This is a genomic window from Lysobacter sp. Root916 (assembly GCF_001429785.1).
In the GTDB taxonomy this organism is placed as follows: Bacteria; Pseudomonadota; Gammaproteobacteria; order Xanthomonadales; family Xanthomonadaceae; genus Lysobacter.
This window is the reverse complement of the sequence record NZ_LMJF01000001.1, coordinates 1,037,443-1,049,250: the sequence shown is the minus strand read 5'-3', so window position 1 is coordinate 1,049,250 and position 11,808 is coordinate 1,037,443. Positions and strand designations below refer to the sequence as shown.

The window sequence follows — 11,808 nt, the reverse complement described above, 5'->3', positions numbered from 1 at the left end:
TAACCCGCGCCAGGGGAAATGCCGATGACGACGGATTCCGCGGGGAAGCGGAGGCAGACAAAGCCGTGGCGGGAAAACCGCGCCCCTCCCCCATCGGGAGAGGGGCGCGTGGATCAGCCGCGCGAGGCCAGTTGCGACAGACGCTGCACCGCGACCGAGGCGGTCGGGTAGTCCAGGGCCTTCTGCGCGGCGAGTTCGTTGAGCATCGCCAGGGTGAAACGCAGCGAGACGTCGTCGCGCTCCAGCCACTGCTTGACCTTGGCTTCGGCGCTGGCGCCCGGCATCGCCAGGACCTGACCGACCAGGATGCGCTGCTGGGTGCCCAGTTCCTCGCGCAGCACGCCGCGTGCGACCGCGTGCCAGCGGCCGTCGACGGTCAGCGCGTCGATCTGCTCCAGCAGCCACGGCAGGCGCAGCGCCTCGCCGAGGCGGAAGTGGACCTTGGCCACATCGACCGGCTTGAGCTTGCGCTCGCGCGCGACCTCGATCACGTCGCAGCTGGGCTCCAGGTAGGGCAGCGCCGCGAGCTGGTCGGCCAACGCGACCGGCACGCCCTTGGCCTTCCAGTCGGCGAAGCTGGCCTCGTAGACCGGTCGCTGACCGTCGCCGAGGATGCCCTTGCCGGCGCGGATGTCCTTGAAGCCGTCGTGATAGCGCGCGACCGCGGTGGCGATGTCCGGAATCGCGCCCGGACGCGACAGCAGCCAGCGCGTGAACGAGCGCTGCAGGTTCCAGATCACCTGCAGGGCGTCGATCTGGGTGGACTCGGCGACCTTGCCGTCGAGCGCGTCGATCTGCGCCCACAGCTCGCGCGCGTCCAGCGTCTCGCGGGTGATGGTGAAGGCCTTGGCGACCTCGCCCGGGGTGCGGCCGCTGTCTTCCTGCATGCGCAGCAGGAAGGTCGCGCCCATGCGGTTGATGGTGGAGTTGGTGACCGCGGTGGCGATGATCTCGCGCTTCAGGCGGTGGTTCTCCATCGCCTTGGCGTACTTCTTCTGCAGCGGCTCGGGGAAGTAGCGGACCAGTTCCTTGGACAGGTACGGGTCTTCCGGCACGTCCGAATCCAGCAACTGCTGGAACGCCACCAGCTTGGAATAGGACAGCAGCACCGACAGTTCCGGACGGGTCAGGCCCTGGCCGCGCGCCTTGCGCTCGGCGATCTCGGCGTCGGACGGCAGGAACTCGATCTGGCGGTCGAGCAGGCCCTGCGATTCCAGGGTGCGGATGAAGTGCTGCTTGGAGCCCAGGCGCGACAGACTCATCCGCTCCATCAGGCTGATCGCCTGGTTCTGGCGGTAGTTGTCGTTGAGCACCAGCCCGGCGACCTCGTCGGTCATCGAGGCCAGCAGCTTGTTGCGCTCGGGCAGGGTCAGCTTTTTGGTCTGGACCTGGCCGTTGAGCAGGATCTTGATGTTGACCTCGTGGTCCGAGGTGTCCACGCCGGCCGAGTTGTCGATGAAGTCGGTGTTAAGCAGCACGCCGTGCAGCGCGGCCTCGATGCGGCCGAGCTGGGTCAGGCCCAGGTTGCCGCCCTCGCCCACCATCTTGCAACGCAGCTCGTTGCCGTTGACGCGCAGGCCGTTGTTGGCGCGGTCGCCGACGTCCAGGTTGGACTCGCTGCTGGCCTTGACGTAGGTGCCGATGCCGCCGTTCCACAGCAGGTCCACCGGCGCCTTCAGGATCGCGCTCATCAGCTCGGTCGGGCTGAGCGCGGCCACGCCGGCGTCGATGCCCAACGCGGCCTTGATCTCCGGCGACAGCGGGATCGACTTGGCCGAGCGCGGGTACACGCCGCCGCCCTTGCTGATCAGCTTCTTGTCGTAGTCGTCCCAGCTCGAGCGCGGCAGCTTGAACATGCGCTCGCGTTCCTTGAACGTCCTGGCCGCATCCGGGTTCGGGTCGAGGAAAATGTGGCGGTGGTCGAACGCGGCCAGCAGGCGGATGTGCTGGCTCAGCAGCATGCCGTTGCCGAACACGTCGCCGGACATGTCGCCGATGCCGACCGTGGTGAAGTCCTGGGTCTGGCTGTCGCGGCCGAGGCTGCGGAAGTGGCGCTTGACCGACTCCCAGGCGCCCTTGGCGGTGATGCCCATGCCCTTGTGGTCGTAGCCGACCGAACCGCCCGAGGCGAACGCGTCGTCGAGCCAGAAGCCGTGCTCGGCGGCGATGCCATTGGCGATGTCGGAGAAGGTCGCAGTGCCCTTGTCGGCGGCCACCACCAGGTAGGGATCGTCGTTGTCGTGACGGACCACGTCGCGCGGCGGCACGATCTTGCCGTCGACGATGTTGTCGGTGATGTCGAGCAGGCCGTTGATGAACATCTTGTAGCAGGCGATGCCTTCGGCCAGCACGGCGTCGCGATCGCCGCCGACCGGCGGACGCTTGGCGAAGAAGCCGCCCTTGGAGCCGACCGGCACGATCACGGTGTTCTTGACCATCTGCGCCTTGACCAGGCCCAGCACTTCGGTACGGAAGTCCTCGCGACGGTCCGACCAGCGCAGACCGCCGCGCGCGACCGGGCCGAAGCGCAGGTGCACGCCTTCCACGCGCGGGCCGTAGACGAAGATCTCGCGGTACGGACGCGGCTTGGGCAGGTCCGGTACCTGCGCCGAATCGAACTTGTAGCTGACGTAACCGCGCTCGCCGCCGTTGGCCGGGCGCTGGTAGTAGCTGGTGCGCAGGGTGGCGTCGATCACGCCGATGAAGCTGCGCAGGATGCGGTCCTCGTCGAGGCTGGCGACGCGGTCGAGCAGACCCTTCAGGGTCGAGCGGGTCACGTCGACCTGCTGCTCGCGCTTGCCGTTACGGGCCTCGATCACCGGCTGCAGCGCCGCCAGCACGGCCGCGTCGCCGCCGGCCAGCGCTTGCAACTGCTGGCTCAGGCGTTCGATGCCGGCCTTGATATCGGCCTTGCTTTCCTTGCCGGTGCAGGGATCGAAGCGGGCTTCGAACAGCTCGACCAGCAGGCGCGCCAGCAACGGATAGCGGAAGAAGGTTTCCTCGACGTAGCTCTGCGAGAACGGCACGCCGACCTGCAGCAGGTACTTGCAGTAGGCACGCAACATCGCGACCTGACGCCAGGACAGGTTGGCGGCCAGGATCAGGCGGTTGAAGCCGTCGTTCTCGGCGTTGCCGCGCCAGATCTGGCCGAACGCGTCCTCGAAGGTCTCGTCCAGGCGCGACACGTCGACGTCGGCGCCGACGGTCTCGACCTCGAAGTCCTGGATGTACAGCGGGGTGTCGCCGGCGGTCAGGCGGTAGGGGTGCTCGGAGATCACCCGCAGGCCCATGTTCTCCATCATCGGCAGCGCGTCCGACAGCGGGATGTCGTCGTGCTGGCGATAGAACTTGAAGCGCAGACCGCCCTCGCCGCTGCCGATGCGGCGCAGGTTGAGGCGCAGGTCGTCCGGGCCGCTGAGCGCGGCCAGGTGTTCGATGTCGTTGGCGGCGACCGCGGCCGAGACTTCGTCGACGTAGCCGGTCGGCAGCGCGCGGCCGTACTGGTTGATCAGGGCCAGGCCGCGCTCCTCGCCGTGGCGGGCGACCAGGGCCTCGCGCAGCTCGTCGCGACGGTCGCGCACGATCTGGGCCAGTTCGGCCTCGATCGCGGCGTTGTCGATCTGGATCGCCTCGCCCGACTTCGGCCGCACGATCAGGTGCAGCTGGGCCAGCGGCGATTCGCCGATCAGTACCGTGGTGTCGACCTGCTCGCCGTGCAGCATGCGCTTGAGCATGGCCTCGATGCGCAGACGCACGTCGGTGTTGAAGCGGTCGCGCGGGATGTAGACCAGGCCGGAGAAGAAACGGCCGTAGCGGTCGCGGCGCAGGAACAGCTTGCTGCGTACGCGCTCCTGCAGGCCGAGGATGCCGGTGGAGGTGCGCAGCAGTTCCTCTTCGCCGGACTGGAACAGCTCGTCGCGCGGCAGGGTTTCGAGGATGTGGCGCAGGGCCTTGCCGCTGTGGCTGTCGGAGGACAGGCCGGACTTGTCCATCACGTAGGCGTGGCGCTGGCGCACCAGCGGGATGTCCCAGGGGCGGCGGTTGTAGGCGCTGGAGGTGTACAGGCCGATGAAACGCTCCTCGCGCACCGGCTTGCCGTCGGCGTCGAAGCTGAGCACGCCGATGTAGTCCATGTAGCCCGGACGGTGCACCGACGAGCGCGCGTTGGTCTTGGTCAGGATCAGGGCGTCGACCGAACCCGACTGCGGCATGTAGTGCGCCGCCAGCGAGGTCAGCGGACGCGGCTTGCCGGCGTCCTGGCCGCGCAGCAGGCCCAGGCCGCTGTCGGGCACCGCGCACAGCACTTCCTGGCCGCCCTTCTTGGTGACTTCGTATTCGCGATAGCCCAGGAAGGTGAAATGGTTGTCGGCGGCCCAGCGCAGGAACTCCTGCGCCTCGCGGCGGCCGTCGTCGCTGACCGGCAGCTTGCGACCGCCCAGGGCATCGGCGACCTCGCCCATCTTGTCGCGCATCCGCGCCCAGTCGCGCACGCTCGCGCGCACGTCCTCGAGCACGGCTTCCAGCGCCTTCTGCACGCGCGGCATGGCTTCGACCGACTGGCGGTCGATCTCCAGGTGCATCAGCGATTCGGCCACGCCCTCGCCGACGGCGACGATCTTGCCGCTCTTGTCGCGGCGGAAGGTCACCACCGGGTGGCCCAGCACGTGCACGCCGATGCCCTGCTCGGCCAGCGCCATGGTGACCGAGTCGACCAGGAACGGCATGTCGTCGTTGGCGATCTGCAGCACGGTGTGCGCCGATTCCCAACCGTGGGTCTTGATGGTCGGGTTGAACAGGCGCACCAGCGCCTTGCCGGTCTTGCGCGCGCGCGCGAACTCGAGGAAGTCGCTGGCCAGCGCGGCCCAGCCGTCGGCGCTGTGCTGCGGCAGCTCGTCGCCGCTCATGCGGCGGTAGAAGGCCTGGGCGAAGGCCTCGGCCTCGGCGTGGCGCGCCTTGGGCAGGCGCTTGCGCATCGCGGCGATGATCGGCTCGAGGGACACCGCGTCGCTCTTGGGCGCGGCGGGCTGGCTGACGTTGCGCTTGGCGACCGGCTTGCTGGCTGCCGCCTTGGTGGCCTTGGTGGCTGCGGCCTTGGCGGGTGCCGATTTCGAGGCGGCCTGGGCGGTCGGTTTCGCGGCTTTGGGTTTGCTGCTCATGGGAACTTGGAGGTCCGATGGAATGAGGCCCACGCTCGCGCATGGGCCGTGAAGAGATTCAGTTCGCTGGCGTGACGGCTTGATGCAGAACGACGCCTCCGCGGGCCGGGCGGCCCGCGTCGCGTTTGACGGTCTTTGATACCCGCAGACCGCGAGCGCGATCCCCGGGTGAGGCGGTGACTCGATACGAGCCGATGCGCTTCATATCGATGCGTTTCATGCCGTGGCGATCAGCGCAGACCGGTTTCGTTGCGGGCGATCACCAGGCGCTGGATCTCGCTGGTGCCCTCGTAGATCTCGGTGATCTTGGCGTCGCGGAAGTAGCGCTCCAGCGGCATTTCCTTGGAATAGCCCATGCCGCCGTGGATCTGCACGGCCTGGTGGGCGATCCACATCGCCGCCTCGGAGGCGGTCAGCTTGGCGATCGCGGCCTCGTTGCTGAAACGGCCGCCGTTCTTCTCGGTCTGGCCCTTCTGCCAGGCCGCGCGCAAGGTCAGCAGCAGGGCCGCGTCCAGCTTGCACTTCATGTCGGCGATCTTGGCCTGGGTCATCTGGAAGGCGCCGATCGGCTGGCCGAAGGCCTTGCGCTCGCGCACGTAGGCCAGGGTGGCCTCGTAGGCGGCGCGGGCGATGCCGATGGCCTGGCTGGCGATGCCGATGCGGCCGGCGTCGAGCACGCCCATGGCGATCTTGAAGCCGTGGCCTTCGTCGCCGAGCACGTCCTCGGCACGGGCGACGTAGTCCTCGAACTCGATCTCGCAGGTGGCCGAGGCGCGGATGCCCAGCTTGGGCTCGGTCTTGCCGCGGTGGAAGCCCGCACGCGAGGTGTCGACCATGAAGGCGGTGATGCCGCGCGCGCCCTTGTCCGGGTCGGTCATGGCGAACAGGACGATGTACTTGGCGACCGGGCCGGAGGTGATCCAGCTCTTCTTGCCGTTGATCACGAAGCTGCCGTCGGCCTGCTTGACCGCCTTGCAGCGCATCGCGGTGGCGTCGGAGCCGGACTGCGGTTCGGTCAGGGCGAAGGCGCCGATCTCGCGGCCCTCGGCGATCGCGCGCACGTAGAGCTGCTTCTGCTCCTCGGTGCCGAACTTGAGGATGCCGTTGCAGAACAGCGAGTTGTTCACCGACACGATGGTCGAGTGGGCGGCGTCGCCGGCCGCGATCTCGACCATGGCCAGCACGTAGCTGATCGGATCCATGCCCGCGCCGCCGTACTCGGCCGGCACTTCGATGCCCATCAGGCCGTTCTCGCCCAGGGTGCGGATGTTCTCGAGCGGGAATTCGCCGGTCCGGTCGTGGTGCTCGGCGCTGGGAGCAATCTTTTCCTGGGCGATACGGCGCGCCACGTCCTGGATCATCAACTGCTCTTCGGTAAAGCCAAAATCCACGTCGGCACCTCTGCTGGTTCTGGAGTGGCGGCGGCCTGAAACCGCCCCCGGGACAGGGATCCGCGCCGCGCAAACCGGCGCGCGGATCGAGCCGCGGCCATCGTTCCGCGGCCGCTATGCGAATTGTAGCCGCGCGCGCCGAATAACCCCACCTCCCAGCCCAACGCCAGCTGCATCGCGCGCGGCGCAAGACTTGACCCTTTCGGGCGCGCGGAGGACACTTATCTCTGTATCGCGATAGGTTGATGGAAGCCAGGGCCGGCGATCGCGGATCCAGCCCGTGCCCGCTGCGGCGCCGGCGCCGCCCTGTCCTCTCCGTCGCGACTCCCGAATCCCGCATATCTAAGGCTCAACCCATGGATCTCGAAGGCTGGTCGTCCCGACTCAAGGTGTTCGCAGACGCCACCCGCGTGCGCCTGCTGACCCTGCTGGAAGGCGAGGAGCTGACCGTGGCCGAGCTGTCGGCGATCACCCGCCTGGCCCAGCCGCGCGTGTCGACCCACCTGTCCAAGCTCAAGGAGGCCGGCCTGGTGCGCGACCGGCGCGCCGGCGTGTCGGCCTACTACCGCTTCGACGAAGCCGCCCTGGACCAGGCCCAACGCGCGCTCTGGCAGACCCTGAGCACCGGCAGCGACGATCCCCTGCTGCGCCAGGACGCCGAGCGCGTGGCCGGGGTGCTGTCGATGCGCGCGGCCGATCAGAACTGGGCCGACTCGGTCGCCGGCGACATGGAACGCCACTATTCCCCGGGCCGCACCTGGGAGGCGCTGGCGCGCTCGGCGGTGCCTCTGCTGCAGCCCGGCGACGTGCTCGACATCGCCTCCGGCGACGGCGTACTGGCCGAACTGCTGGCACCGCACGCCAACCGCTATCTGTGCCTGGACGCCAGCACCAAGGTGGTCGCCGCCGCGTCCGAGCGCCTGCGTCGGCTCGACAACGTCGAAGTGCGCGAAGGCGACATGCACGCGCTGCCCTTCCCCGACGCCAGCTTCGACCTGGTGGTGTTGATGCACGCGCTCACCTATGCCGAGCACCCGGCGCAGGCGGTGGCCGAGGCCGAGCGCGTGCTGCGCCCGGGCGGCCGCCTGCTGCTGACCAGCCTGGCCCGGCACGAGCACCGCGGCGTGGTCGCGGCCTACGGCCACGTCAACCTGGGCTTCTCGGAGAAGGACCTGCAGAAGTTCTCGACCAAGGCCGGCTTCGAGATCGTCAGCTGCGAAACCGTGACCCGCGAGCGCCGGCCGCCGCATTTCGAAGTCATCGCCCTGATCGCGCGCAAGCCCCCCGTCGAAACTCCGGCGCGCAAGCCGTCCAAGAAGGCCTGAACATGAAGACCCTGCCCTGGCTCAACCCGACCCGTGCGCACGCCCTGCAAGACGCGCTCGCCGCACGCATCCTGCTGATGGACGGCGCCATGGGCACCATGATCCAGCGCCACGAGCTGGACGAGGCCGCCTACCGCGGCGAACGCTTCGCCCAGGGCTACGACGGCCTGCGCGCGCCCGAGGCCGAGGCCGGCCATGCGCACGGCGAAGGCTGCGGCTGCGCGCGCGACCAGCGCGGCAACAACGACCTGCTCAGCCTGACCCGGCCCGAGGTGATCTCCGGCATCCACGCCGAGTACCTGGCCGCCGGCGCCGACCTGATCGAGACCAACACCTTCAACTCGACCACGATCTCGCTGGCCGACTATGGCCTGGAGCACCTGGCCTACGAGCTCAACGCCACCGGCGCGCGCCTGGCGCGCGCGGCCTGCGACGCCGCCGAAGCGCTGGACCCGTCGCGCCCGCGCTTCGTGATCGGCGTGCTCGGCCCGACCAGCCGCACCGCCTCGCTGAGCCCGGACGTGAACCGCCCCGGCTACCGCGCGGTGACCTTCGACGAGCTGCGCATCGCCTACCGCGAGGCCACCGACGGCCTGATCGACGGCGGCGCCGACGTGATCATGGTCGAGACCATCTTCGACACCCTCAACGCCAAGGCGGCGGTGTTCGCGGTCGAGGAAGCCTTCGACGCGCGCGGCGCGCGCCTGCCGCTGATGATCTCCGGCACCATCACCGACGCCTCCGGCCGCACCCTCTCGGGCCAGACCGCGGAAGCGTTCTGGTACTCGTTGCGCCACGTCCAGCCGATGGCGATCGGCCTGAACTGCGCGCTCGGCGCCAAGGACCTGCGCGCCCACGTCGACGTGCTGGCCCAGGTCGCCGACGCCTATGTCAGCGCCCACCCCAACGCCGGCCTGCCCAACGCCTTCGGCGGCTACGACGAAACCCCCGAGGACATGGCGGCGGTGCTGTCCGAGTTCGCCGAAGCCGGCCTGCTGAACCTGGTCGGCGGCTGCTGCGGCAGTACCCCGGCGCATATCGCGGCGATCGCCGAAGCGGTGAAGGGCATGCCGCCGCGACGCCTGCCGGAATTGGTCAGCGCTGCGGCGTGAATCGGTAACGAGCAATAAGTCAGTAACGAGTAAAGAGAGAAAACAGCAACAAGCCGACGCACCCCAACTCGTTACTAGATTCTCGTCGCTACTCCTCAGCTTCCAGCCTCAAGAGCATTTCGAACCCCACACCCGATGACCACCGCACTCCCCCGCCAGACCCGCCTCAGCGGCCTCGAGCCGCTGCAGATCACGCCCGAAAGCAACTTCATCAACGTCGGCGAACGCACCAACGTGACCGGCAGCGCGCAGTTCAAGAAGCTGATCATGGAAGGCCGCCTGGACGAAGCGGTCGTGGTCGCGCGCCAGCAGGTCGAGAACGGCGCCCAGGTCATCGACGTCAACATGGACGAGGGCCTGCTCGATTCCGAGAAGGCGATGGTCGAATACCTCAACCTGATCGCGGCCGAGCCGGACATCGCGCGCGTGCCGGTGATGGTGGACAGCTCCAAGTGGAGCGTGATCGAGGCCGGCCTGAAGTGCCTGCAGGGCAAGGGCATCGTCAACTCGATCTCGATGAAGGAAGGCGAAGCCGAGTTCCTGCGCCAGGCGCGCCTGGTGCGTCGCTACGGCGCGGCGGTGGTGGTGATGGCTTTCGACGAGGTCGGCCAGGCCGACACCATCGATCGCAAGGTCGACATCTGTTCGCGCGCCTACAAGCTGCTGACCGAGGAAATCGGGTTCCCGCCCGAGGACATCATCTTCGATCCCAACGTGTTCGCGATCGCCACTGGCATCGAGGAGCACAACAACTACGCGGTCGACTTCATCGAGGCCACCCGCGAGCTCAAGCGCCGCTTCCCCTACAGCCACATCTCCGGCGGCGTCTCCAACGTCTCGTTCTCGTTCCGCGGCAACGAGGTGGTGCGCCAGGCCATCCACGTGGTGTTCCTGTACCACGCGATCCGCGCCGGCATGGACATGGGCATCGTCAACGCCGGCGCCCTGCCGCTGTACGACGATCTCGATACCGACCTGCGCGAGCGGGTCGAGGACGTGGTGCTGAACCGGCGCGCCGACGGCACCGAGCGCCTGCTCGAGATCGCCGATCGCTACAAGGGCAAGAAGGGCGAGAAGCGGGTCGAGGACCTGGCATGGCGCGAACGCCCGGTGCGCGACCGCCTCAGCCATTCGCTGGTGCACGGCATCGACCAGTGGATCGAGGAGGACACCGAAGCCGCGCGCGCCGAATCCACGCGCCCGCTGGACGTGATCGAAGGGCCGCTGATGGCCGGCATGAACGTGGTCGGCGACCTGTTCGGCGCCGGCAAGATGTTCCTGCCGCAGGTGGTGAAGTCGGCGCGGGTGATGAAGAAGGCGGTGGCCTACCTGCTGCCCTACATCGAGGCCGAGAAGCTGCGCACCGGCGAAGTCGGCAAGTCCAACGGCAAGATCGTGATGGCCACGGTCAAGGGCGACGTGCACGACATCGGCAAGAACATCGTCGGCGTGGTCCTGGCCTGCAACAACTTCGACGTGGTCGACCTGGGCGTGATGGTGCCGGCGCAGACCATCCTGGATCGGGCCAAGGCGGAGAACGCCGACCTGATCGGCCTGTCCGGCCTGATCACGCCCTCGCTGGAGGAAATGAGCCACGTCGCGCGCGAGATGCAGCGCCAGGGCTTCACCATGCCGCTGCTGATCGGCGGCGCCACCACTTCGCGCGCACACACCGCGCTCAAGATCGATCCGCACTACAAGTCGCCGACGATCTGGGTCAAGGACGCCTCGCGCGCGGTCGGCGTGGCCCAGTCGCTGATCTCGATCGAACTGCGCGAACCGTTCGTGGCCGCCAACGCCTCCGACTACGCCGAGATCCGCCAGCGTCACAAGAACCGCGGCGACGGCAAGCGCCTGGTGCCGCTGGAGAAGGCGCGCGGCCAGCGCTACGACGGCGGCTGGGCCGATTACGCGCCGCCGGCGCCGCGCCAGCCCGGCCTGCACGTGTTCGACGACTATCCGCTGGCCGAGCTGGTCGACTACATCGACTGGACGCCGTTCTTCAACACCTGGGAACTGGCCGGCCGTTACCCCGCCATCCTCACCGACGAGGTCGTCGGCGCCCAGGCCAGCGAGCTCTACCGCGACGCGCGCGCGATGCTCAAGCGCATCGTCGAAGAGAAGTGGATCGGCGCCAAGGCCGTGTTCGGGCTGTGGCCGGCCAACAGCGTCGGCGACGACGTGGTGCTGGGCGACGAGGCCGGCACGGTGCTGCACTTCCTGCGTCAGCAAGCCGACAAGCCGGTCGACCGCCCCGACTTCTGCCTGGCCGATTTCATCGCGCCCAAGGACTCCGGCCGCCAGGACTGGATCGGCGGCTTCGCCGTCACCGCCGGCCTGGGCATCGAGCCGCACGTGGCGCGCTTCGAGGCCGACCACGACGACTACAACGCGATCATGCTCAAGGCCCTGGCCGACCGCTTCGCCGAGGCCCTGGCCGAGCGCCTGCACGAGCGCGTGCGCAAGGAGTTCTGGGGCTACGCCGACGACGAAACCCTGAGCAACGACGCCCTGATCGACGAAGGCTACCGCGGCATCCGCCCGGCCCCGGGCTACCCCGCCTGCCCTGAGCACAGCGAGAAGGCCACCCTGTTCCGCCTGCTCGACGCTGAGAACAAGGCCGGCCTGCAGCTGACCGAGAGCTACGCCATGTACCCGGCCGCGGCGGTCTCGGGCTACTACTTCAGCCATCCGGGCAGCCAGTACTTCGTGGTCGGCCGGGTCAACAAGGAACAGGTCGAGGACTACGCGCGCCGCAAGGGCGTGAGCGTGATCCAGGCCGAGCGCTGGCTGGCCTCGAATCTGGATTACGATCCGGAGTGAC

The 11,808-nt window shown here is 68.4% G+C and carries 5 protein-coding genes; 3 read left to right on the top strand and 2 right to left on the bottom strand.

Features of this window, described 5'->3' with window-relative positions:
• Window positions 1–113: 113 nt before the first annotated feature.
• Entirely contained in the window at window positions 114–5,156 is a 5,043-nt protein-coding gene (locus ASE35_RS04835) for an NAD-glutamate dehydrogenase domain-containing protein (RefSeq protein ID WP_057163104.1), read from the bottom strand.
• A 230-nt stretch (window positions 5,157–5,386) separates the two neighbouring features.
• On the bottom strand, window positions 5,387–6,607 hold the full coding sequence (locus ASE35_RS04830; RefSeq protein WP_343123518.1) for an acyl-CoA dehydrogenase family protein: 1,221 nt from the start codon (window positions 6,605–6,607) through the stop codon (window positions 5,387–5,389).
• A 296-nt stretch (window positions 6,608–6,903) separates the two neighbouring features.
• Here ASE35_RS04830 and ASE35_RS04825 point away from each other — a divergent pair, with 296 nt between their 5' ends.
• From ASE35_RS04825 to metH, 3 genes are all read left to right on the top strand, one after another.
• The gene (locus ASE35_RS04825; protein WP_056174532.1) at window positions 6,904–7,872 is read left to right on the top strand and encodes a metalloregulator ArsR/SmtB family transcription factor; all 969 of its coding nucleotides are present in this window, start codon (window positions 6,904–6,906) and stop codon (window positions 7,870–7,872) included.
• Between the two features lie 2 nt (window positions 7,873–7,874).
• On the top strand, window positions 7,875–8,984 hold the full coding sequence (locus ASE35_RS04820; protein ID WP_057159234.1) for a homocysteine S-methyltransferase family protein: 1,110 nt from the start codon (window positions 7,875–7,877) through the stop codon (window positions 8,982–8,984).
• A 135-nt stretch (window positions 8,985–9,119) separates the two neighbouring features.
• The gene (gene metH / locus ASE35_RS04815) at window positions 9,120–11,807 is read left to right on the top strand and encodes a methionine synthase (protein ID WP_056174529.1); all 2,688 of its coding nucleotides are present in this window, start codon (window positions 9,120–9,122) and stop codon (window positions 11,805–11,807) included.
• Window position 11,808: the final 1 nt, after the last annotated feature.